The organism is Pontibacter pudoricolor (genome assembly GCF_010092985.1).
Classification (GTDB): domain Bacteria; phylum Bacteroidota; class Bacteroidia; order Cytophagales; family Hymenobacteraceae; genus Pontibacter; species Pontibacter pudoricolor.
In genome coordinates, this window is record NZ_CP048106.1 from 3,745,308 (window position 1) to 3,769,661 (window position 24,354).

Consider the following 24,354-nt stretch of genomic DNA (forward strand, 5'->3'; position numbering starts at 1 on the left):
ATTAGGGAGTGTAATATAACGCATATTAAATATTTATGAGAGCGAAAGTGGGAGAAAAGAAAAAAAATAATTAAAATGCACTAATGATGAGCCAGTAATTATATTTCCGGGCTCTGTTATAGTTTAGGTTACACGCTATATAAAGATATAAACAGCATGAGCATCACCCGCACCATCGATTTTTTGTCGCACCAGTTAAACAACTTTCCCAAGCAAGATTGCCTTGCTGCCAAAGTAAACGGACAATGGGTGAAATACAGCACCCAGGATGTGCAGAAGATGTCGGACCTTGTAAGCCTGGGGCTTTTAAAGCTGGGTATTGGTAAAAACGACAAGGTAGCCATTATCTCTTTCAACCGCCCGGAGTGGGTGTTTGCAGATTATGGTATACAACAGATTGGCGCCATAAGTGTGCCGATGTACCCGACTATAACTGTTGAGGATTACCGTTATATCTTTAATGATGCTGAAGTAAAAGCAATTTTTGTAGCCGATAGCGAACTATACAACAAAGTAGTTGCTGCTACAGATGGCCTGGACGGCGTAAAAGAGATCTATACATTTGATGAGGTACATGGTGCCAAGCATTGGTCGGAAGTGGTGGAGATGGGCAAGCAGCTGGAGAATCCGGAGCAATTAAATGAGCTTCGCGACGCCGTTACTGCTGATGATATCCTGACTATCATTTATACTTCCGGTACCACTGGCAATCCGAAAGGTGTAATGCTGACGCATAATAATATCGTGAGCAACGTGCAGGGCATTGTAAACTATGTGCCTGTAAACAACACGCACCGCGCACTCAGCTTCCTGCCGTTGTGCCATATTTTCGAGCGTATGCTTATGTATATGTACCTGCGTATCGGGGTCTCTATTTACTATGCCGAAAGTATAGAAAAAGTAGCCGACAACCTGAAAGAAGTGCAGCCGCACATATTTACAACCGTGCCGCGCCTGCTCGAAAAAGTTTATGATAAGATCGTGGCTAAAGGCATGGAACTGACAGGCGTGAAGCGCAAGCTGTTTTTCTGGGCACTGGAGCTTGGTCTGAAGTACGATACTCAGAAAGACAACGGCTGGTGGTACAACCAGCAGCTGGCACTGGCCAATAAGCTTATCTTTAGCAAATGGCGCGAAGCGCTTGGGGGTAATGTTATTGCTATCGTTTCGGGTGGTGCTGCGTTGCAGCCACGTTTGGCACGTGTGTTCTGGGCTGCTAACATCCGGGTGATGGAAGGTTACGGTTTAACAGAAACATCGCCGGTAATTACATTCAACCGCTTTGAGCCTGAAAATAACATGATCGGTACGGTAGGTCTGAACATTGATAATGTGGAGGTGAAGATAGCTGAAGCAGACGGCGAGATACTTACCCGCGGACCGCATGTAATGAAAGGTTACTATAACAAGCCTGAGTTAACTGCCGAAGTTATTGACAGCGACGGCTGGTTCCATACAGGCGACATTGGCGAAATGGTTCATGGCAAATACCTGAAGATCACGGATCGCAAGAAAGAAATGTTTAAAACTTCCGGTGGAAAGTATGTAGCGCCGCAGCCGATCGAGAATAAGCTGAAAGAATCTGTAGTGATTGAGCAGGTAATGGTAGTAGGTGATGGTCAGAAATATGCTGCAGCGCTTATAGTTCCGTCGTTCATGGGCCTGCAGGACTATTGCATGCATAAAGGCATACCTTACACTACAGATGCTGACATGATCACAAAGCCGGAGATAGTGGAGAAATTCAAGCGTGAGATCGAGAAAGCCAATCATGGTCTTGCTCAATACGAGACTGTGAAGAAGTTTAAGCTCATCCCGAACATGTGGACTGTAGAAAGCGGCGAGCTTACCCCAACCCTTAAAGTGAAGCGTAAGATAATCTCTGCCAACTATAAGAATGAGATCGATAGCATGTTTTAGGCTATAAAGTTCAAAAATAGCTGTAGATGAATTTACGAATTAAGAATTCACAGATAACTTTAAAAGTAATTGGATGGATTCAGATTATTGGAGGAATACTTGGGTTTTGGGTAATGAGCAAAATCATGCTCTATACTGAAACTGTTAGTGGAGGAATACTTCTGGTAATTTTAGTCGGTCTTGGGTTGTTTAGTTTTTCAATATACGCTGGACGACACCTTCTTTCAGAAAAGGAGGTTACGTATGGGATTATTCTGTCTATTATAAACCAAGCACTGCAAACAGTACACTTTAGTATGTTTGGTAATGGTCTAAGCTATAGTTCTGGATTAGTAAGCCTAATTGGGATAGAAAATGGATTTAAGTTTAATTTTGCGATATTCTCTTCTGTCTTCAATATGTCATATTTATTAGAGAGTTATGACTTTATGCTTAAGATTAATCTAGTAGCAATTTTTCTGATTCTTATTTTGGTTGATATCTGGCGCGAAAGAAAGCATGGCCTCGAAAATCAGGTGCTGGATTATTCTTCACCTGACCAATTGTAAGTAGCAAGAATTGTAATGACATTAAGAGCCCTCCCCAAAACGGAGGGCTTTTTTAATGCCTGATTGTTAAAACGATAACTATAGTATCTGTAAAGCACCTCCTTCGTACTATATTTTATGCATGCCGAATAAATTTTCATAAATAGTATGCTTGCATAACATTATTTTATATATTTGGTATACACCATTATTTGTACATGAAGCCAGAAGAGACAGTAGATTATAATGTGAAAGTATGTTGGCATGCTATCTCGCGCATGTATAACACCGAGGCTGCCAAGAACGACATTACAACATCTATCGGGTTTGTGTTGTTGAACATAGACCAGGAAGCAGGTACGCCTGCTACCAAAATTGCTCCATTACTGGGTCTGGAGGCCCGCAGCCTTACCCGCATCCTGAAAAGCATGGAGGAGAAGAAGCTGATCTTTAAAGTTTCGGACCCCAGCGATAAGCGCCTTGTGCGCATTTTCCTGACAAAGAAAGGATTGGAGAAAAAGAAATTTCGAGAAAGACTGTGCTGCGCTTTAACCATAAAGTATACGAAACTATACCGCAGGAAGAACTGGATGCTTTTTTTAAAGTGTGCGGACGCATACAAACTATGATCGAGAACAAAGAGATATTTTAACCCATAGACAACTATAAGCTATTCTATGAAGAGGATAATTAAGAAAGTAGCCGTACTTGGATCCGGTGTGATGGGCTCGCGCATTGCCTGCCATTTTGCCAACATCGGGGTGCAGGTACTGCTGCTCGACATTGTACCGAAGGAGCTGACGCCCGACGAAGAGAAAAAAGGCCTGACGCTGGAAAACAAAGCCGTTCGTAACCGCATTGTAAACAGCTCGTTGCAGGCAGCCTTAGCCTCTAACCCGTCGCCGATCTACCGCAAAGCCGATGCACGCCTGATACAGACAGGCAACTTCGAAGATAACATGAAGGACATCGCTACTGCCGACTGGACCATTGAGGTGGTAGTGGAAAACCTGAAGATCAAGAAGATTGTGTACGACCAGGTAGAGCAGCATCGCAAGCCGGGTACATTGATCACTTCCAATACATCGGGTATTCCAATCCACCTGATGCTGGAAGGCCGCTCTGATGATTTCAGGAAACACTTCTGCGGTACGCACTTCTTCAACCCGCCACGCTACTTAAAGCTTCTGGAAATTATTCCTACGCCTGAAACCGATCCGGCTATAGTTGATTTCCTGATGCACTATGGCGATCTGTACTTGGGTAAGACTACAGTACTGGCGAAAGATACACCTGCCTTTATTGCCAACCGTGTTGGTATTTACGCCATCATGCAGGGCCTGCAGGTAATGAACAAACTCGGCCTGAACGTTGACGAAGTTGACAGAATTTCCGGTCCGATCATCGGCCGTCCGAAATCAGCTACTTTCAGAACGCTGGATGTGGTTGGGTTGGATACACTGGCTAACGTGGCTAACGGGCTGTACCAGACCGGCGAGAAGGATGAGTCGCGTGAAATGTTCCAGTTGCCAGGTTACCTGCAGAAAATGGTGGAGAACAAATGGCTGGGCGATAAGACCGGTCAGGGTTTCTATAAGAAAACTAAAGACGCGAAAGGTAAAACAGAGATACTGACGCTGGACCTGAACACGCTGGAGTACGGACCAAAGCAACGCGCTAAGTTCCAAAGCCTGGAAGTGCTGAAGCCGATCGAAGACCTGAAGAAGCGAGTAAAAACTTTCGCTGGACAATCAGACAAAGCTGCACAGTTCTTCAATGAGTCGCTTTATGGTTTGTTCCAGTATGTGAGTAACCGCATTCCTGAGATCTCTGATGAACTATACAGAATAGATGATGCCATGCGTGCCGGCTTTGGCTGGGAGCTTGGTCCGTTTGAGTACTGGGATGCCATTGGTGCCCGCGAAGGCGTGCAGCGCATGACAGAAGCCGGTTACAAGCCTGCTGCCTGGGTAGAAGAAATGCTGAACAGCGGCAAAGAGTCCTTCTACATCGTGGAGAACGGCACACGCCGCTACTACGACATCAACAGCAAGGCATACAAAGCCATACCGGGTGCCGAGAACTTCATTATCCTGGAAAACCTGCGCGAGAACAAAGTAATCTGGAAAAATACCGGCGCAACTATAACTGACCTGGGTGATGGCATTCTGAACGTTGAGTTCCATACCAAAATGAACACTATGGGCGGCGACGTGATCATGGCCCTGAACAAAGGGATCGACCTTGCCGAAAAGGATTTCCGTGGGATGGTAGTGGGTAACCAGGGAGCAAATTTCTCTGCCGGTGCCAACGTGGGCCTTATCTACATGTATGCCCTGGATCAGGATTTCGATGAACTGAACATGATCATCCGCCAGTTCCAGAACACCATGATGCGCATGCGCTATTCGGCTATACCTGTAGTTGGTGCACCGCATGGTTTAACGCTGGGCGGTGGCTGCGAGCTTAACCTGCACGTCGACCATATACAGGCTGCTGCTGAGACCTACATGGGCCTGGTAGAGTTTGGTGTTGGTCTGATACCTGGCGGTGGCGGTACCAAAGAAATGACGCTGCGTGCTGCTGATATGTATGCTGATGGTGATATCGAGTACAACGACCTGAAAAACGTGTTCCTGAACATTGGTATGGCAAAGGTTTCTACGTCGGCTAAAGAAGCGGTAGACCTGGGCTTTATGCGCAAATCGGATGGTATAACTATAAACAGTAACCGCCTGATTGCAGACGCGAAAGCGCAGGCGATACTTCTGGCTGATGCTGGCTACACCAAACCGGTACAACGTACGGATATTAAAGTGCAGGGCCGGGGAGCATTAGGTATGTTCCTGACAGGTGCCAACGCGATGATGACCGGTCGTTACATGTCGGAGCACGACCTGAAGATCTCTCAGAAACTGGCTTATGTAATGTGCGGTGGCGACTTATCTGCCCCAACTGAGGTGAGCGAACAGTACCTGCTTGACCTGGAGCGTGAAGCCTTCCTGTCGCTGACAGGTGAGCGCAAAACGCTGGAGCGTATCCAGAGCATCCTGACCACAGGCAAGCCGTTGAGAAATTAATGTTTGATGGGTTAAGTTGTAACCCACGTTCTTTGTCATCCTGAAAGGATCTTGGTAGAAGGGAGGTTAAGCCTTAGCTATGAAAAGCCATAACTACTTCGTCTATATCACTACTAATCCGGGTAAAACGGTACTCTATGTTGGCGTGACGAATGACTTAGCAGTTAGGTTGGAGCAGCATAAGGAAAACAGGGGTAAATCGGAAACTTTTGCCGGTCGCTACTACTGCTATAAACTCTTGTACTATGAGCGCTATACTTATGTGCAGCACGCCATAGAACGGGAAAAGGAACTGAAGCTATTAAGCCGTGAAAAAAAGATGGAGCTCATTAAAAGTGAAAATCCATACTTACAGTTTCTTAAGGTTGATGACTAAATAAGCCTTCATCTCCCAGCCACCAAGATCTTTACAAGATGACAAATGGGGATGTTTAAAGTATAAATAAACACTCTCTGTCATTCTGTAAGAAACTTGTTAGAAGGGAGGTTAAGCTGGAGCTACTGTCAATGGACCACCTAGAACTCAGGATGACAAAAACAGATAAGAAAGTATAGCTGATAGTATAAACTATAAAAGAGCATCAAAATGAACAATGCATATATCGTAGCCGGATTTCGTAGCGCCGTGGGTAAAGCGGGCCGTGGCGGATTTCGGTTCACCAGACCTGATGACCTGGCCGCTGATGTCATCAAACACCTAATGGCTTCTGTGCCAGCCTTAGACCCGGAGCGTGTAGACGACCTTATAGTTGGGAACGCGGTACCGGAAGCAGAGCAGGGCCTGCAGATCGGCCGTATGATCTCGTTGCTGGCGTTGCCAATGTCAGTTTCTGGGATGACGGTGAATCGTTACTGCGGATCCGGACTGGAAACTATAGCTATTGCCGCAAACCGCATCTCTGCTGGTATGGCTGACTGTATAGTGGCTGGTGGTACAGAATCTATGTCGCTGGTGCCAACGGTTGGCTGGAAGACAGTGCCTAACTATAACATCGCCAAAAATAACCCGGACTGGTACCTGAGCATGGGCTTAACGGCCGAAGCAGTAGCAAACGACTATAAGGTTTCACGTGAAGATCAGGATGAGTTTGCTTATAACTCGCACCAGAAAGCAATTAACGCGATCAAGAACGGCTACTTTAAAGAACAGATCGTGCCGATTACCGTTGAGGAAACTTACCTGGACGAGAACGGCAAAAAGAAAACCCGCAGCTATGTAGTTGATACGGATGAAGGTCCACGTGCCGATACATCTATGGAAGCATTAGCTCGCCTGAAGCCGGTGTTTGCCGCTGGCGGTACGGTCACGGCCGGTAACTCATCACAGACATCAGACGGCGCTGCCTTCGTTATAGTTATGAGCGAGCGCATGGTAAAAGAACTGAACCTGGAGCCGATTGCCCGCCTGGTAAGCTATGCTACCGGTGGTGTTGATCCGCGCATTATGGGTATGGGGCCGATCGCTGCTGTTCCGAAAGCCCTGAAAATGGCTGGCATGACGCTGAACGATATCGACCTGATCGAGATGAACGAAGCTTTTGCTGCCCAGTCTATCGCCGTAATGCGCCACCTGGATTTTGATCCTGCCAAGTTGAACGTGAGTGGTGGGGCTATTGCTTTAGGTCACCCGCTTGGTTGCTCCGGTGCGAAGCTCTCTATCCAGCAATTCCATGAACTGCGCCGCTTAGGCAAAAAGTACGGCATGGTAACCGCCTGCGTTGGTGGTGGCCAGGGTGTGGCCGGTATCTATGAATTGCTGAAGTAAGTATCTTGACAAAAGACTAATGCTGGCGCGAGTTTGTAACTCGTGTCTTACAATAATGTTGAGCTTGTAACTCAACTGGGCCAGAGGCCCAACTATAGTTAGTCACGAGCGAGGACGCACGCGCCAGCATTAGCCAGTAAAACAAAACTAACTATAACTGTATCTAAAACCTTAAAACATACATCACCATGGAAACTCAAAATAAAACCGCAATACTTAAAGGTGGTGAGTTCCTGATAAAGGAAACGAATCCGCAGGACGTGTTTACGCCCGAAGATTTTACCGAAGAGCAACGCATGATGGCTCAGACCTGTCTTGACTTTGTACAGGAAGAAGTAATGCCCCTACTTGACAGACTGGACAACCACGAAGAAGGCCTGATGGAAAGCCTGATGAAAAAGGCTGGCGAGCTCGGCTTATTTGCAGTATCTATACCGGAGCAGTACGGTGGCCTGAACATGGACTTTAACACATCGCTGCTGGTTACCGAGTCTGTTGGCGGTGGCCACTCGTTTCCGGTTGCTTTTGCAGCACACACGGGTATCGGCACATTGCCAATTTTATATTTTGGCACCGAAGAGCAGAAGCAGAAGTACATTCCTAAGTTGGTGAGCGGCGAGTGGATGTCGTCTTACTGCTTAACAGAGCCGGGCTCTGGTTCGGATGCACTGGCAGCTAAAACCAAAGCCGTACTGAACGAAGCCGGAACGCACTACATCCTGAACGGGCAGAAAATGTGGATCACAAACGCAGGTTTTGCGGACGTATTCATCGTTTTTGCACAGGTGGATGGCGACAAGTTCACAGGTTTTATAGTTGAAAAAGATTATCCGGGCCTAAGCCTTGGTAACGAAGAGCATAAGATGGGTATCAAAGGCTCCTCAACCCGCCAGGTATTCTTAACAGACTGCGAGGTTCCGAAAGAGAATGTGCTGGGCGAGATCGGCAAAGGCCATTTGATCGCTTTCAACATCCTGAACATTGGCCGTATCAAGCTTTGTGCTGCTACGCTGGGTGCTTCTAAAAAAGTAGCTGACCTGTCGGTGAAATATGCAAACGAGCGTCATCAGTTTAAACTGCCAATCTCTAAGTTCGGCGCAATCCGTCATAAACTGGCAGAGCAGGCAATACGCATTTTTGCTGTAGAATCAGCGCAGTACCGCTCAGGTATGGATATTTACCGCATGGAGCAGGAGCTGATGGCTGCCGGAAAAGACGAGAACGAAGCGCTGTTAGGTGCTGCAAAGGAGTTTGCCGTGGAGTGTGCCATGCTGAAAGTAGAAGGTTCTGAAGTGCTGGATTATGTGGTAGACGAAGGTGTGCAGATCTATGGTGGTTACGGTTTCTCAGCTGACTACCCAATGGACCGCGCGTACCGTGATTCCCGCATCAACCGTATTTTCGAAGGTACCAACGAGATCAACCGCATGCTTACCGTGGACATGATCCTGAAGAAAGCGATGAACGGTGAGCTTGACCTGATGGGGCCTGCCCAGAATGTGCAGAACGAATTGATGGCTATTCCGGATTTCGGAGCGGAAGAAGAAGGTGGTTTATTTGCTGCTGAACATAAAGCTATCCGTAACCTGAAAAAGGCAATCCTGTTAGTAGCGGGTACTGCAGTACAGAAATACATGGCTTCACTGGCAAAAGAACAGGAAGTGCTGATGAACATCGCCGATATGGCCATCAAAACGTATGTGGCTGAATCTACTTTACTGCGCGTTGAGAAAATGATCGGCACAAAAGGTGAAGAGGCCGTTGCAAACCAGATAGACATTGCCCGTGTGGTAGTGAATGATGCGGTAGATGCATCGTTTATAGCTGGTAAGGAAGCTATCGCATCTATGGCGGAAGGGGATGAGCAGCGCCTGTTATTTATGGGCTTAAAACGCTTCACCAAAAAAGACCTGTTCAATACAAAAGATGCCCGCCGTCGTATTGCAGCAGCGCTTATCGAAGCAAACGAGTACGTTTATTAATTTCTGACCATTTATAGTTTAAAAGGCTTTCCCTTTAAGGAAAGCCTTTTTTTATTTTATCTGTCTAATTTAATATAATAAAAGCAATATTTATAGTTCAAAAATGTAAATGCAACAGCAGGTTTTACGTATGAAAGGCAGCGCCCTAACTATAAACCTATAGTAACTAATGAAAGTAAGCTGCCTTATACCTTGTTATAACGAACGTGAGCGAATTGCAAAGGTGCTTGATATAGTTGTCAGCACGCAATCGGTACAGCAGGTAATTTGTGTAGATGATGGGTCTACGGACGGAACAGCAGATTATATTGAAGCAAACTGGCCTACTGTAGAAGTTATCAGGTTGCTGCGTAACCATGGTAAAACAAAAGCCATAAAGCAGGGGTTGCAATACGTAGATTATGCCACATTACTGATGATGGATGCGGATCTGCAGGGATTAAGAAAAGAAGAGCTGGAAGCTGCCTTAGATGCTTACAAGGAGTGCCATGAAGTAGATATGATCATCATGCGTCGTATTAATTCCCCTTGGTTTGTGAAGTGGTATCGGAGCGATGTATTGCTATCAGGGGAACGCATACTGCAAACTGCTGACCTGAAACAGGTGCTAAGGCAACGGCTAAAGTGTTATCAACTGGAGGTAGCCATTAACCGCTACATGTTGCGCCATAAAAAAGTAGTACGCTGGATGCCCTGGTCTGCTATAAACACCTACAAAGTGGATAAACTGGGAGTGCTGGACGGCTCACGCAAAGAGTTTAACATGTACGTTGATATTGTGAATTATGTAGGTTTCTCGCACATGTGCCTGCAACTGACATCTTTTACTAAAAAGCTACATTACAAATCGGTTACCACGCCAGCCAAAGAGCCACAACTATACCTGAAACATTATTTTAACTGAATATGGTATAGTTTAAGGCCTGCTTCCCGTTTTTTAGGCCGGACTACAACAGCAACATCCTTATCAGAGAACCAGCTAGTGAAATCCTTTACATAAGCCAGCTCTTTGTCGTTTGCCACATTCAGGCGCACTCCTTTTGCCTCACTTATCTCACCTGTTTTAGTGTTGATCTGGCGCAGGTAAAGGTCGTTTTTATTATCAAGTTCTTCCAGGGTAAGCAGGTTCAGGGTGTTGCCGTTCAGGTAAGCGGTGTATGAGATCCCGGAGAAAGCATCTTCTGCAGGAGACTGCTGATGCTTCATCAAAACAGAGTTCCAGGCAGAGTTCATGTACTCATCGTAGGCAAACAGCAGCATTTCTTTGGCAAAGTAGGGAGAGGTCTTGCCACCCATCGTGTATTTCTTTTCTGCCAGCACGATCAGCTTATTATCGGCAGTCTGCAGCAGATCGGTGAGGTAAATGTCTTCGAAGCGTTTTGGTTTAGTTGTATCTGCTTTGTTCAGGCTGTTTATTTTAGCCAGGTATATCGGGGAGAATTTAAACTCTTCGGCAAAGACCATGTCTTCTGCTTCGAAGTTAAACCGAACTGCTTTCAGACTATAGTATAAGCCAGAGGCTTCTTCTGCTGTAATTACGGCTCCGTATAGTTGGTCATCCGGCATCAGCTTAAACCGCGAATCCATGATGTAAACTTTTTTGCCGCCAAATACACCACCAACCAGTACGCTCATTACCTTCGCTTTCGGGGCTTTTAAACTATACTGGCGTACTGTAAGGCGGTTCATGTTGTCCGATATCAGGCTCAGATACTGCTCGCCTGTGTTGCTCACCTGCACATCCACCGACAGCACATCGCGCACATCATTCAGGTTATAGTTAATGTCTTTTATCTTTTCCAGCTTCTCGTCAAACAACGAGCCGCTCATGCTTCTGATCTTATAGTTGCTGTCGGCCAGGTAATGGAATACAAGTAGTTTTGAGCCATCCTGCGAGAAAGCGATGCCAGGCTCGCGGTTAGAAACAGGGCTCTCCTGTAGCAGTTGCCTGTCTTTTAGTGTACCATTTGCCAGGTTAATATAATATCCATGCAATTGTTGTGTAGCGCCCGCCTTAGTGTGTGTTACAACTATAGCTGCATCTTTGGTAGTATAGAAACCATAAACTGTCTGCTCTGTTGTAAGGGGTATTGTTGCATCCCATCGTTTTGCCAGGCCAGCCTCGTATTTCTGTACGCCATAGCTGCCATTTGCTTTGCGGCTAAGAATTATAAACTGTTCAGGACCTGTGGCTATGGTTTTATTGGTAATGCGTTGGTTGTACCTGTCTTCAGATAAATTAGGGTGATACTCAAATGGCACTTCCCCCTTTTTTCTGGACTGACCAAAAGCGGCTACGGATAGCACAACAAATACGAAAACGAAGAGCAGGTTTTTCACAGGAATCAGCTTTTAAAGCTCAAACTTAATGTTAAGTGCGAGATTAGTCAAATTTATTTCAGGCACCGGCTAACAGCATAACAGCTATGTTGTTTCGTGTGGAACAAATAGGATTTATTCTGTTAATATACAAATCCAAGGCTATGCTTGTATGTGTTGATATGAACATGTTTACATTTCAGTCACATCAAAAAAAGAGCCTGTCAGCCAGCTTTTTCGTTGCTCCACCCGATAGTAGGTAGTTGCTGTAACAAGCTCATGATGTATGATGTAAGCCTGATTAAATAAGATAAAATGAGGTTCATACTTAAGATACTAGCATTTACAGCACTTTTACTGATTAGCAAAATAACTAAAGAAGATAAACTGATTCCTGCTTCTGCCGATAACCCTCAGGTTATAGTTAGCACAGCACCACATGCTGCCGAAAAACCGTTGCCAGTACTTTCAAACGGTAATATGCAGCAACATCAAAGCGGTCTGTATACCGAACCTGTGCAAACCTTTGTAGTAACACAGGCAACTATAAAATGATGGATTTTTAGCTGATACGGCTCCAGTTTACAGTATTTGCGCTCAACGACTGAATGTGCCTGCGGATGTTCTGATGTTCGGCATGTTCGAGTTGCGGGTCTTCCTGTAAGATCTTCTGTGCAGCAGCACGTGCTTCCTGAAGTATAGGTGCATCCTTGGCAAGGTCGGAAATAAGCAGGTCGAGCACGCCACTTTGCTGGGTGCCCATCAGATCGCCGGGTCCACGTAGCTTCAGGTCGATATCAGCAATTTCGAAGCCGTTGTTGGTGCGTACCATTGTCTCCAGGCGCGTTTTGCTGTCTTTGCTGAGCTTATAACCCGTCATAAGGATACAGTAGCTTTGCTCGGCCCCTCGGCCTACACGCCCACGCAACTGGTGCAACTGCGACAGACCAAACCGTTCTGCACTTTCTATGATCATCACCGAAGCATTCGGCACGTTTACACCCACTTCTATAACCGTGGTGGCTACCATTATCTGGGTTTCGTGCTTTACAAAGCGCTGCATTTCGTAATCTTTATCCTGCGCTTTGAGTTTGCCATGCACCATGCTTACCTGGTACTCCGGAAAGGCTCTTCTCACACTTTCGTAGCCATCCATCAGGTCTTTATAGTTCTCCATCTGCTCCGATTCTTCTATAAGCGGGTAAACTATATAGATTTGGCGTCCTAACTTTATCTGGTCGCGCACAAACTGGAACACGCGCAAACGGTGGGAATCAAAACGGTGCACGGTAACGATTTCTTTACGGCCGGCCGGCATCTCATCAATTACCGAAACATCCAGGTCGCCATACAAGGTCATGGCCAGCGTACGCGGAATAGGAGTGGCTGTCATAACCAACACATGCGGAATGATGCGCGGATTTTTGCGCCATAGTTTGGAGCGCTGCTCTACGCCGAAACGGTGCTGCTCATCAACTATACACAAGCCCAGGTTATGAAACTGTACCACATCTTCCAGCAAAGCATGCGTACCCACGATCATTTTCATTTCGCCGGAACGAAGTTGATCGTGCAGTTCGCGTCGCTCTTTAGTTTTGCTTGAGCCTGTCAGTTTACCGATCTTAATGCCTAAGCGATCCGCGAATTCTTTCAGGCCGGTATAGTGCTGGTCTGCTAATATCTCGGTTGGTGCCATCAGCACCGACTGCGCCCCGTTATCTGCCGCGATCAGCATGGTGATGAATGCAACTATAGTTTTACCGGAACCCACATCGCCCTGCAGCAGGCGGTTCATTTGCTTGCCCGAGATCAGGTCTTTGTGTATCTCTTTTATAACCCGCTTCTGTGCCCCAGTCAGGTCGAAGGTCATGTGGTTTTTGTAGAACTCCGTTACCGTTGGTACCTGCTTAAAGATCTGCCCGGCCAGATCGGCGCGGCGCACTACTTTCTGGCGCAACAGGCGCAGCTGTATGTAAAAAAGCTCTTCAAACTTAAGCCTGAATTTGGCCGCATTATATTTCTCTACCGATTCCGGGAAGTGGATGTTTTGTAGCGCACTTCGCTTATCAGTCAGGCGGTAATGGTCTATCAGGTCCGGCGAAAGGGTTTCCTGTATGTTGGGTGCCGCGATTTTTAAAAGTGTTTCGATGTATTTCGAGATCACTTTGCTGTCGATGCGGTGGGCTTTTAGTTTCTCAGTTGTATGGTAAACCGGCTGCAGAAAGGAGGTGGTCTGTTTTTCTTCGGCCAGCTCTTCCAGCTCCGGGTGAGCCATATTAAACTTGCCGTTAAACTCCGTCGGCTTCCCGAAAACAATATAGTCGGTATGGTTCTTCAGCGATTTTTCCATCCACTTCACACCCTTAAACCATACCAGTTCCATCTCGTCACCAGCTTCGTCAACCAACGTAGCAGCCAGGCGTTGTTTTCGACCTTCGCCTAGCAATTGCTTGCCTCGCACACGCCCGCGCACCTGCACGTATGGCATGGTTTCATCAAGCTCGGCAATGCGGTAAAACTGGGTGCGGTCTAAGTAACGGAAGGGGTAATGCTGTATCAGGTCGCCGTAAGTATACATGTTGAGCTCCTTCTGCAACAGCTCGGCACGCATAGGGCCTATTCCTTTCAGAAACTCGATCTTAGTATGGAAGAAGTTGCTCAAAACCTACGGGGGTAAATTATGAATTAGGAATTAAGAATTATGAATGAGATAAAGATACAGAAATTGTCTGAATCAGGATTTGCAGGATTCTAGGATTGGCAGGATTAGGAAGATAGTTTCAACTTTGTTTCCCATTCTTCTTTTGTAAAGCCTTTTGAGCCCATTAGTTGGCCAGCTCCATAATCACTATCCCTTATATCAATTAACTGGCCATAAAGTTCGTCGCAAAATGTGAATTTCACGGATAGGCCAAAAGATGTATTCATCTCAAGTACTTTGCTTTGTGGGTTAAAAGTAAGCTCATTGATAAAATGGTTATCTGTAAACACTTCGTCAATTCCTTCGAATTCAACTTTACTTACTCCTGAAAATCTGATTAACGATTTTTTACCGCCGAAACTTGTAGTTGTCCAAAATGGAAAACGTTTCCTGTTTACATCTTCAAGGCATCTTCGCTCTATTTCAAACTCAATAGGTTTACCTATAGTTAGCTTCTTAAGATCATCCGATTGAACACTGGCATCGAAAACCAAATGATTTATGATATCTAAGTTTGATGCGGTGATTCTATAAATCATAAAGAAATCCTGAATGAAGAGAACCTAAAGCAATTAGCAACTATAGTTACTTAACAAACTTAAAATCTTTATCAAGAATAATTACCTTAGGCTCTGGCTGAATGCTTTCAAAATACTTAATAAGAACAAAAAAGAATAAGCCAATAACTAACGTGCCTATAATTAAATTCCGATGGCGTTTTTGAGAAGACAAGTCATAAGGGCCTACCATTTCGTCGTTAAATTCACCTTTAAAGCCTTTAAGAGCCCAGCAAACAAATGCGCCAGTAGCAATAACTATAAACCCAATTACAGTAGGCATCCGTTATCAACTATAGTTATAGTTCCTTAAAACAAGCGACAAGCAACAATTACTTCCCTTCCTGCCACTTCAGCGTGTTCAGCATGTGAATTACATCATGCTTTATGAATTCGATAACGGGAGAAAGAGAGTCATTTTGAGTAGCAGTACGGAAGTATAATGCGCCACGCAGGAAATGTTTGGTAGAGTCAGTTACATAGAACTGGAACTGGCTTGGGACTTCACCTTCGAGCTCGAATACCGAGGCCATGTCGCCGGTTGGGGTTTTTACTTCGGTCTCTTCAATAGAGTAGGCTTTTATCTGGTGTTTGCCGGTTAGTTTGCGGGCATCTTCTACCAGGTCGTTTAGTATTTTATCGCTGCCTTGTATGTCTTTGTACGTTAGCTGCACATCGGCGCCAAGGCTTGGGTAAATAATGTGCAGCCAGTGGGGCTGGGCTATCCGCGACGAATCAGGGCGAACCTTGGCGTTGCTCGAATACTCAAAACTATAAGGGTGTTGTGCATTGAGGGGCTGGTATGTTTGTGCCGGAAGATCGATTCGGTTATAGCCTTTGGGTTTTGGGGTATATTCTGTTCCACAGGAAACAATGGCAAGCGCCAGGGCAACCCATAACCCTACTTGTAACTTAGCTGACTTTGTGGTAACGTTTTTTTTTGCTTCCGACATTTATTTTTACTCGTTTTACGCGTTTGCTGTCCGCAGACTCTATCGTGAAATGGAAATGGCCGTAGTTTATAGTTTCGCCAACCCTCGGAATACGTGAGAAAAGCGAGAGCATCAGCCCGGCCACAGACTCAGAATCTCCTTTTACTTCATCAAAAGCATCGAAAGGCACTTCGGTTATTTTACAAAAGTCGTGCAGCGATGTCTTTGCATCAAAGATAAAGGTATTTTTATCTAACTGGGAGTAGATGATCTCATCGTTGTCAAACTCATCGGTTATCTCGCCTACAATCTCCTCCACTATATCTTCCAGGGTAAGCAAACCGGTGGTTGCACCAAATTCATTCAGAACGATGGCCATATGCACGTGCTTGTCCTTAAAATCCTGGAAAAGATCTGCAATGCGTTTGTTGTCCGGCACAAAGAATGGTTCGCGAAGCAGTTCTTGCCACTTAAATTCAGGGCCTTTGTTTATATGCGGTAACAGGTCCTTAACGTAAAGTATGCCTTCTATCTTATCAGTAGTTACACTATAAACCGGCACCCGCGAATAACCCCATTTTGTTATTTCAGGAAGTAACTCGGGTAACGTAAGGGTGGTCTTAAAAGCGACTATATCTACTCGCGGACGCATTATCTGTCTGACAGTAATGGAACCAAAGTTTACTACGCCACGCAGGATCCTGCGTTCTTCCGGAGAGGTGTCTTCGTTGGTAAGGGCGATATCCAGACTGTTTTTCAGCTCCTTCATGGTATGTTTGTAGCTGCGGGTACCATAGCGGGTTTCTATAGTGTTGCCAATACTCATAAGCAGCTTTGCAAACGGCTGCACAAAGGGCTTTAGAGCAGTTAAACCCGGAGCGGCACGTCTTGCTATAGTTAATGGCCTTTTGTGAGCATAAACTTTTGGCAGAACTTCACCAAAAAAAACGATCAGAAAAGTAGCAAACAGCATACAGCCTGCAAACTCAACTATACCCAGTTTACCAAACAGCAACCAGGCAATGTAAGCAAACAGGGTAATAATACTTACATTAATAGCATTGTTGATGATAAGAATGTGCGTGAGCAATTGGCGCGGGTCATCCAGCAAAGCAACAATGCGCTTATCGGTAGGGTGGGTACTTGATTTAAGCTTATCCAGGTCCTGCTCCTGCAAAGAAAAAAATGCTGCTTCCGCCCCTGAAGCAAGGGCAGAAAGCAGCAAAAGGATAGTACAGCCAAGTATAGCTGTTATGTATTCAATCCTGAGTAAAGCAGACGTGTTTTGGAATAACTGCAGTAAACTATAACTCAGGGGGTCTCCAGGATCTATACTTCCCAAAATTCAAATGTTTAGTTAAACAAGGATTAGAACGGCAGGTCGTCTGGCTCGTCGTTCTGTGCTACACCGGCAGGGGCCGTTGCAGCTCCGGCGTTATAGTTGCTACCCGCTGAAGAAGTTGCTGCACTTCCCTGGAAGTTTCCGCCTTCTGATGAGCCACCTTCACCACGCGTTAACATGGTCATGTTATCGGCTACAATTTCTGTAGAGTAACGCTGGTTTCCTTCTTTGTCCTGGTATTGGCTTGTTCGGATCTTGCCTTCAATAAAAACAGACTGACCTTTGCGCAGATACTTTTCTGCTACCTCGGCCAGGCCGCGCCATAACACGATGTTATGCCATTCGGTTTTCTCCTGTTTTTGACCGCTTTTATCCTTAAAGGTTTCGGAGGTTGCTAAAGGGAAGCGGGCTACAGCCACACCACCTTCTAAATGACGTACTTCAGGGTCTTTGCCCAGGTTTCCGATCAGGATTACTTTGTTTACACTTGCCATGTCTCTTTAAGTTTAAATAGTTAATTAATTGGGCTACTCCGACAACCTAGCCGGAGGCAATATGGCTTACTGAACTACAAATTTAGTGTTTAAAAAGTTCAGTTTATAAACTTACTAAAATCCTGGCATCTTTCAAATAGTTGCTGATCAAAACCGGCTTCGGAAGTTCATCTATTTTTTCGGGTGTATGCAGCGCTAATCTCGTTTCCTGTTCTACTGTGTCTTTCAGCCTGATGTCCAGCTTTATAAGGTAAAATTTAGCAGTTATTTTCTGATGGCTGAGAATGTGTTTATACTCTTTTCGGGGTGGTGTTAAATGCTCCGCCTGTACAGGGATGCCAGCTGCATTCAGCTCTTTAAGCAAGGGTTCGGTGAGGAGTTCTTTGGCGGTGCTCTCGTGCAGGTAAAAGTCGTAAAGGCCCTGCCAGATGTCGCCTTCCAGGCGTTTGCGCATATAGTACTGGCCCTGCCACTCAAAAATCAGGTAGTGAAAGTAACGTGGCCGTGCCGCTTTGGCTTTCGATTTTACTGGTAGTTCCTGCACCAGGCCATGTGTAAACGCAAAACAGGATTGCTGGAACGGGCAAAACAGGCAGTCGGGCATAATGGGTGTGCACTGTATGGCACCAAACTCCATGATCGCCTGGTTATAGGTGTCCGGCTCATTGGCTGGAACCAACTGGTCGGCCTGCTCCTGGAAAATTTTACGGGATGACGGCACTGCAATATCTTCAGAAATACCAAACACACGAGAAAGCACTCTGAATACGTTACCATCCAGCACGGCTACCTGTTCTTTAATGGCAAAAGCAGCAATGGCCGCGGCCGTATAGTTGCCAACTCCTTTTAGTTTCAGTAGTTCGCTATAGTTGCCGGGGAAGTTACCGTCGTATTCCTGTACAATTTGTTTGGCGGTATGGTGCATGTTGCGGGCCCGGGAGTAGTACCCAAGTCCCTGCCATAGTCTTAGTACTTCGTCTTCGGGAGCAGCGGCAAGGTCCTGTACGGTGGGGTATGTTTCTGTAAATTTCAGGTAATAAGGCAGCCCCTGGTTTACGCGCGTTTGCTGCAGTATAACCTCTGATAACCAGATATGATAGGGGGTGGTGGTAGCACGCCACGGTAAATTTCTTTTGTTCCGGTTATACCAGCTTATCAGCGTTTGGGAGAAATAGGAGGGGGTATTTGTCATATGTAATCAGGAGCTGCGTGGGATTGTAGAACTGATAAAGTTATAGTTTTGTTCTGATGCCTCAGGCAAATTGCAAGTATTGAAATAACTATAGTTGTGCAACGTGGGCCCGGGAAATTTATATTGTACCTTTGTAACGAACTGAGTAGATGGGCTTAAGAATTAGGAATTTATAGTTAATAATTTAAGCATAAAACTTTTACATCTCGAAAAGTAAAATTACCTTTGTGCCCCGAAAATAACGGACTTGGTGCAATTGTTACCACTCAATATTGGAAATTTATCATATTTTATAATTCATAAAACTCAAGAAAGTGACTAAAGCAGAAGTAATATCAGAAATTGCTGATAAAACAGGGATTGATAAGGCTGATGTTCAATCTACCATCGAGGCTTTTTTCAAAGTAGTGAAAGACTCAATGGCAGATGGTAACAACATCTACGTGAGAGGTTTTGGAAGCTTTGTAAATAAGAAGCGCGCCAAAAAAGTAGCTCGTAACATCTCTAAAAATACGTCTATTATTATTGATGAGCACTTTATTCCTAGCTTTAAGCCGTCTAAAACCTTCATCGCGAAGATTAAGAACAGCAAAAAGATCAAAGAACTGGCTCATTCTTAATTCTTTCGTATCTTTGCCGTCTGATTTTGCTATTCTTTACTTAACAGCTACTCGTTTTTAAACATGACACGCAACCAGATTATATTAGTTATTGTGGCGATTGCCTTAGTGGCAGGTATATTCTTTCTGCCTAAAGTAGTTGTTAATGATGATGATAAAGAGAATCTGGCGAAGAACGATACAGAAACTGCTATGCCGGAAGGCCACTCAGCTGATGATGGCCACGGGCATGGCGAAGAAGCTGCTGCCAGTGCTGACCCGCATGCAACTACTGCAACACCGGAGCAAATGATGGAGCTGGCTACAGTTAGAGCCCGCTACAACAAAGCAACCGACAAGCAGCAGCGCACATTGCTGGCAACAGAACTGGCAGAGGCTTATACAGCAGTAGCTAAATTCGACAGTGCAGGTTATTATTTCGAGACAGTAGCGGAAGCCAGACCAGGCGAACGCATTTTCAAGAAAGCCGGTGATAGCTACTTCAGTGCTTTTACCTACGCCGCTACGCAGGAACGCGCAGCAGAAATGGGAGCGAAAGCCCGTACCATGTACGAAAAAGTACTGAAGAACAACCCTGCTGACCTAGATGCAAAAACCAACGTAGCCATGACCTACATTGCAAGCGCAAGCCCAATGCAGGGTATTACAATGCTGCGCGAAGTAATTGCAACTGACCCGGATAATGAGAAGGCGCTTTTCAACTTAGGTATACTTTCTGTGCAGACCAAGCAGTACGATAAGGCGCTTGGCCACTTTGAGAAGCTGGTTGAAGTAAATCCTGAGCATGTGGAAGGCAACTTCTACCTGGCTGTATCGCTGGCAGAGACTGGCCAGAACGAAAGAGCAAAGACCTTGTTTAACAAGGTAAAGACAATGAAAGACGACCCGGCGCTGGCAGCCTCAGTTGATGAGTACCTGGCCCGACTTAAATAGTATTAAAGAAATTATTCACAAATACAAAACTTCAAGACTATGCCTTGCGGAAAGAAAAGAAAAAGACATAAGATCGCTACACACAAAAGAAAGAAGCGCCTAAGAAAGAACAGACACAAGAAGAAGTAATTTCTTCTGCGTTTTAGGGAGCCCACTTTGCTACCGCACTGTGGGCTTTGGTCTATACATCCACCAAATCTTTGAGAGAAATTGAGTAATGAACTAATTATCAATTCTACTCAGGATGGAGAACGCATTGCGCTATTACAGGACAAACGCCTTGTAGAATACCACTACGAGAAGAAAGATACCAACTATATTGTTGGCGATATCTTTCTGGGTACTGTAAAAAAGGTAATGCCAGGCCTGAATGCTGCCTTTATTGACATTGGTTACCAGAAAGATGCTTTCCTGCATTACCATGACCTGGGTGCCAACATCAAAACACTTAACAAATTTGTTAAGGTAGCACAGACTCAGAAGAACGCGTCGCCTAAACTAAACCAGTTAAAATTTGAGCCTGAAATAGACAAACTGGGCAAAATAGCTGATGTACTTAAAAAAGGACAGCAGCTGTTAGTTCAGATTGTAAAAGAACCTATTTCTACTAAAGGTCCACGCTTATCCTGTGAGATTTCTCTTGCAGGGCGATATTTGGTACTCGTGCCGTTTTCAAACACGGTAAGTGTATCTAAAAAGATCGTAAGCAAAGATGAGCGCACCCGTTTAAAACGCCTGATCACTTCGATCAAGCCGGAGAACTTTGGAGTGATCATCCGCACGGTGGCCGAAGGGCGTGATGTGGCAGAACTCGACAGAGATATGCGCAACATGCTTACAAACTGGGAAGAGGGGTTTAATACGCTGAAAACAGCGAAACCTTGTGATAAAGTTATAGGTGAGCTTGGCCGTTCTTCTTCCATTTTGAGGGATTTGCTAAACGAAAGTTTTGACAACATAGTAGTAGACGATGTCCAGCTCTATGATGAGATCAGAACATACATCGGCAGTATTGCACCGGATAAGTTAAAGATCCTGAAGCAGTACACCGGCAAAACCAAGACCTTTGAACACTTTCACATCGAGAAGCAGCTGAAGGCTGCTTTTGGCAAAACGGTAACTATACCAGGCGGCGGATACCTGGTAATTGAACACACCGAAGCGCTGCATGTAATAGATGTGAACAGTGGGAATAAATCTAATACCGAAACCGATCAGGAGGCCACGGCTCTGAACGTGAACATGATGGCAGCCCGCGAAGTGGCACGCCAGTTACGTCTCCGGGATATAGGTGGTATCATTGTAATTGACTTCATTGATATGAAGTCGCCGGAAAACCGCCAGAAAGTATTTGAGGTTGTAAAAGAAGAACTAAGAACAGACCGTTCGAAGTCTACAGTTCTGCCAATCTCTAAATTCGGCCTGATGCAGATAACGCGACAGCGTGTGAGGCCGGAGCAAAATATTATAACAGGTGAAGTTTGCCCTACATGCGGCGGCACCGGAAAAATAACGGCCAGTATACTGGTTACCGATGAAATTGAAGCAGCTGTAGACGACCTGCTAGTAAGCCACAACCAGAAGGGACTGACCATTTATGTACATCCGTTTGTGTATGATTATTACACAAAAGGCATCGTATCTAAGCAAATGAAATGGTTCTTTAAATACTTCAGGTGGGTGAGCCTGGTAAAAGATACTTCGTTAGGCATTACAGACTTTAAAGTGATGGATGACCGCGGCGAAGATATTGAATTGCGCACTGCCTTCGCAGAGGAACTGGAAGTGCCTGAAAAAGATGATTAATTTATAAAACAAAATAGCCGCCCCGAAATGTTCGGGGCGGCTATTTTGTTTTATAGTTGCCGAAGCGGATAAATTGCTGTTTCGTACATCTGTGTCCGAGACTTTGCCTGCTGCGGACATCCTTACCCGCGTCAAAGGGGGGCTGATCTATGAGGGCCTGGAAGTACCCGGCAGAGTACTTTCGTTTCATTCTCCTTTTTTGTGTCATCCTGTAAGGATCCTGGTGGCAAGTAGCATAGCCAACCTCCCTTCAAACAGGTTTCTTTACAGAATGACAGTAAATTTCAAGGAGTTTGATGAGAATGAAATGGCCCTGCCTGGCAGAGTACTTTCGGACCTGGAAATCAGAAAGAGCATAGAGATTAATTTATAAGAAAATAGCCGCTCCGAACAATTCGGAGCGGCTATTTTGTATTATGGTTGGTAACTATAGTTTAGAACTTCACGCCTACATCTATCGATACCCCGTTGTTCTTGAGCGAGATGTTCTTGTCGCCAAGTTTATCGCTATAGTATTTGTTATCTATATCAGACAAGCCACGGTGGTAAGTTAAGCCGGCAAATAGCTTGGTGCTTTCACCAAACTGAAACTCGGTACCGCCACCCAGCATTACATCGGCCTCAAAAATATTAAAGCGCTTGGCTGTTTTTTCGCTGTTGATCACTTTCTTGTCGTTTACCTTGGCTGCTACTTTGGTATTTAGCGAGCCTCCCACCTGGAAATATAAAATAGTAGCCGGGGCTATTTCGTTGGTAAAGAGCTTAAGGGTTAGCGGCAATTCTATATACTGCACAGCAATATCATCTTTACCGGCTATAGTTGTAGTTGTGCCGTCGTTCTCGCTTCTGGTATAGTTATAGCTTATCTCGCTGCCTTTGCTGCGGTAAACCAAACCAGTACTGAAGGCATAATTCTGAGCGAAAAAGTAATCAGCGATAACACCCACTCCGAGGCGCAGGTTGTTGTTCTCTTTTTCAAAGTTATACTTGTCTTCAGCAATAAACCGGTTGCTCGATATGGTAGGTGAAACCATCAGTCCGATCTCGATCTGTGCAGAAGCACCGTAGCCAAAACCTAGAAAGAGCAATAAAAGTGTTAGTTTCTTCATTTGAATAAGTGTTTGTGATATTCGTGTTACCTTAGTACGTAGGAACCTTCTATTTTTGTACAAAAATAAACAGTTATGTCATATAGATTAGTATATATAGCCATAGTTCTTTTTTTAGCCAGCTGTAGTAAGAAAGGTTGCGACTTACCTGACGAGATTGAACGCATTCCTGTTGATGTGAAAATTGACCGGCTGGAGAAAGATTTTTTTACGATTGACAGCGAAGAACAGGTCAGAAGTTTCCTGAAAGAGCAACCGCTTTTTGCTGAGAAGTTCCTGCAGCAGAGCCAGTATCCGCATGATTCCATTCTTGTAAACTCATTGCTTGGGATGGCTACCAACCCTTCGCTGGACTCTTTGGCGCAGCAGGCAATCGAGAAGTTTGGCGATATGAAGGAAGAAAAAAAACAGCTGGAGACCGCATTTAAAGTTATCAAATTTTATTACCCTGATTTTGTAGTACCTGAAGTAAAAACCTTTGTATCAGGCTTGGGCCAGGATTTGCTGGTATCGGATAGTTTAATGGTTTTCGGGATAGACTTTTTTATTGGCAAAGATGCGTTGTACCGCCCGGATGCTTATGAATACATTCTGAAACGGTATGAGCGCCCGAACATGGTGCCGGCAGCTTTGCTTCTGCTATCTAACAAATACAATAAAGCTGATTTTTTAGACAGGTCTATGCTTTCGGAAATGATAAATGCCGGGAAGGCGTATTACTTTGTACAAACTGTAATGCCCTGCACTCCGGACTCAACTATAATTGGCTATAGCGGGCAGCAGCTGGCAGATGTGCACCATAACGAAGGGCGTATCTGGGCGCATTTTATTGAGAAGAGCCTGCTGTATGAAAAGAACCCTTTCCTGGTAAAGAAGTACATTGGCGAGCGCCCTAACACCCCGGAAATTGACAGCACTGCACCTGGCAGGTTGGGGACCTGGGTAGGCTGGCAGATCGTGCGCAAGTACATGGAGCGTAACCCTAAAGTAACGCTGCCGGAGCTTATGGCCGATACAGACTTTAAAAAGATATTTGCCGAATCGAAATATAAACCTGAGAAGCGCTAACTGCTTT

Annotated in this window: 21 protein-coding genes and 1 pseudogene; 13 read left to right on the top strand and 9 right to left on the bottom strand. The window is 45.2% G+C overall.

Annotation, left to right across the window (positions count from 1 at the left end; genetic code table 11):
- The first annotated feature begins 156 nt into the window (after window positions 1–156).
- The 8 genes and pseudogenes from GSQ66_RS16255 (at window position 157) to GSQ66_RS16290 (ending at window position 10,178) form a co-directional block, all read left to right on the top strand.
- Window positions 157–1,920 (top strand): AMP-dependent synthetase/ligase, encoded by a 1,764-nt coding sequence (locus tag GSQ66_RS16255; protein WP_162428428.1) that lies wholly within the window; start codon window positions 157–159, stop codon window positions 1,918–1,920.
- A 26-nt stretch (window positions 1,921–1,946) separates the two neighbouring features.
- Entirely contained in the window at window positions 1,947–2,468 is a 522-nt protein-coding gene (locus tag GSQ66_RS16260; protein WP_162428429.1) for a hypothetical protein, read from the top strand.
- A 197-nt stretch (window positions 2,469–2,665) separates the two neighbouring features.
- Window positions 2,666–3,099: pseudogene (locus GSQ66_RS16265) on the top strand (MarR family winged helix-turn-helix transcriptional regulator).
- Between the two features lie 25 nt (window positions 3,100–3,124).
- Window positions 3,125–5,527 (top strand): 3-hydroxyacyl-CoA dehydrogenase/enoyl-CoA hydratase family protein, encoded by a 2,403-nt coding sequence (locus GSQ66_RS16270; RefSeq protein WP_162428430.1) that lies wholly within the window; start codon window positions 3,125–3,127, stop codon window positions 5,525–5,527.
- Between the two features lie 79 nt (window positions 5,528–5,606).
- Entirely contained in the window at window positions 5,607–5,903 is a 297-nt protein-coding gene (locus GSQ66_RS16275) for a GIY-YIG nuclease family protein (protein ID WP_162428431.1), read from the top strand.
- 210 nt (window positions 5,904–6,113) lie between these two features.
- Entirely contained in the window at window positions 6,114–7,292 is a 1,179-nt protein-coding gene (locus tag GSQ66_RS16280; protein ID WP_162428432.1) for a thiolase family protein, read from the top strand.
- A gap of 188 nt (window positions 7,293–7,480) precedes the next feature.
- A complete protein-coding gene (locus GSQ66_RS16285; protein WP_162428433.1) occupies window positions 7,481–9,274 on the top strand; it encodes an acyl-CoA dehydrogenase family protein in 1,794 nt (597 codons plus the stop codon).
- Between the two features lie 169 nt (window positions 9,275–9,443).
- Entirely contained in the window at window positions 9,444–10,178 is a 735-nt protein-coding gene (locus tag GSQ66_RS16290) for a glycosyltransferase family 2 protein (protein WP_162428434.1), read from the top strand.
- Here the strand turns inward: GSQ66_RS16290 and GSQ66_RS16295 are convergent.
- Entirely contained in the window at window positions 10,166–11,614 is a 1,449-nt protein-coding gene (locus tag GSQ66_RS16295; protein WP_162428435.1) for a hypothetical protein, read from the bottom strand. The two genes, GSQ66_RS16290 and GSQ66_RS16295, sit on opposite strands and share 13 nt — an antisense overlap.
- 294 nt (window positions 11,615–11,908) lie before the next feature.
- On the opposite strand from GSQ66_RS16295, the gene GSQ66_RS16300 reads away from it, so the two are divergent.
- A complete protein-coding gene (locus GSQ66_RS16300; protein WP_162428436.1) occupies window positions 11,909–12,148 on the top strand; it encodes a hypothetical protein in 240 nt (79 codons plus the stop codon).
- 7 nt (window positions 12,149–12,155) lie between these two features.
- Here GSQ66_RS16300 and recG read toward each other — a convergent pair whose 3' ends face one another.
- The 7 genes from recG to mutY form a co-directional block, all read right to left on the bottom strand.
- Complete coding sequence (gene recG / locus GSQ66_RS16305) at window positions 12,156–14,255, bottom strand: ATP-dependent DNA helicase RecG (RefSeq protein WP_162428437.1); 2,100 nt, start codon at window positions 14,253–14,255, stop codon at window positions 12,156–12,158.
- A 104-nt stretch (window positions 14,256–14,359) separates the two neighbouring features.
- Window positions 14,360–14,833 carry a hypothetical protein gene (locus GSQ66_RS16310; RefSeq protein WP_162428438.1) on the bottom strand — a complete coding sequence of 158 codons (474 nt, stop codon included), beginning with the start codon at window positions 14,831–14,833 and terminating at the stop codon, window positions 14,360–14,362.
- A gap of 46 nt (window positions 14,834–14,879) precedes the next feature.
- Complete coding sequence (locus tag GSQ66_RS16315; protein ID WP_162428439.1) at window positions 14,880–15,134, bottom strand: hypothetical protein; 255 nt, start codon at window positions 15,132–15,134, stop codon at window positions 14,880–14,882.
- A 49-nt stretch (window positions 15,135–15,183) separates the two neighbouring features.
- Complete coding sequence (gldD, locus tag GSQ66_RS16320) at window positions 15,184–15,804, bottom strand: gliding motility lipoprotein GldD (RefSeq protein WP_162428440.1); 621 nt, start codon at window positions 15,802–15,804, stop codon at window positions 15,184–15,186.
- The gene (gldE, locus tag GSQ66_RS16325) at window positions 15,764–17,125 is read right to left on the bottom strand and encodes a gliding motility-associated protein GldE (protein WP_238395728.1); all 1,362 of its coding nucleotides are present in this window, start codon (window positions 17,123–17,125) and stop codon (window positions 15,764–15,766) included. The genes gldD and gldE overlap by 41 nt, the downstream gene beginning before the upstream one ends.
- A gap of 26 nt (window positions 17,126–17,151) precedes the next feature.
- Window positions 17,152–17,619: a single-stranded DNA-binding protein gene (locus GSQ66_RS16330; RefSeq protein WP_162428441.1), complete on the bottom strand. Its 468-nt coding sequence runs from the start codon at window positions 17,617–17,619 to the stop codon at window positions 17,152–17,154.
- 103 nt (window positions 17,620–17,722) lie between these two features.
- Window positions 17,723–18,811 carry an A/G-specific adenine glycosylase gene (mutY, locus tag GSQ66_RS16335; RefSeq protein ID WP_162428442.1) on the bottom strand — a complete coding sequence of 363 codons (1,089 nt, stop codon included), beginning with the start codon at window positions 18,809–18,811 and terminating at the stop codon, window positions 17,723–17,725.
- A gap of 314 nt (window positions 18,812–19,125) precedes the next feature.
- Between mutY and GSQ66_RS16340 the strand changes: the two genes are divergently transcribed.
- From GSQ66_RS16340 to GSQ66_RS16350, 3 genes are all read left to right on the top strand, one after another.
- Window positions 19,126–19,431, top strand: a complete 306-nt coding sequence (locus tag GSQ66_RS16340) for an HU family DNA-binding protein (protein WP_007655567.1) — start codon at window positions 19,126–19,128, stop codon at window positions 19,429–19,431.
- Window positions 19,432–19,494: 63 nt separating this feature from the next.
- Window positions 19,495–20,364, top strand: a complete 870-nt coding sequence (locus tag GSQ66_RS16345) for a tetratricopeptide repeat protein (RefSeq protein WP_162428443.1) — start codon at window positions 19,495–19,497, stop codon at window positions 20,362–20,364.
- 210 nt (window positions 20,365–20,574) lie between these two features.
- Entirely contained in the window at window positions 20,575–22,170 is a 1,596-nt protein-coding gene (locus GSQ66_RS16350) for an Rne/Rng family ribonuclease (RefSeq protein WP_162428444.1), read from the top strand.
- A 434-nt stretch (window positions 22,171–22,604) separates the two neighbouring features.
- Here the strand turns inward: GSQ66_RS16350 and GSQ66_RS16355 are convergent, their stop codons facing one another.
- On the bottom strand, window positions 22,605–23,279 hold the full coding sequence (locus tag GSQ66_RS16355) for a porin family protein (RefSeq protein ID WP_238395729.1): 675 nt from the start codon (window positions 23,277–23,279) through the stop codon (window positions 22,605–22,607).
- 75 nt (window positions 23,280–23,354) lie between these two features.
- On the opposite strand from GSQ66_RS16355, the gene gldB reads away from it, so the two are divergent.
- Complete coding sequence (gene gldB / locus GSQ66_RS16360) at window positions 23,355–24,347, top strand: gliding motility lipoprotein GldB (protein WP_162428445.1); 993 nt, start codon at window positions 23,355–23,357, stop codon at window positions 24,345–24,347.
- The last annotated feature ends 7 nt before the right edge of the window (window positions 24,348–24,354 follow it).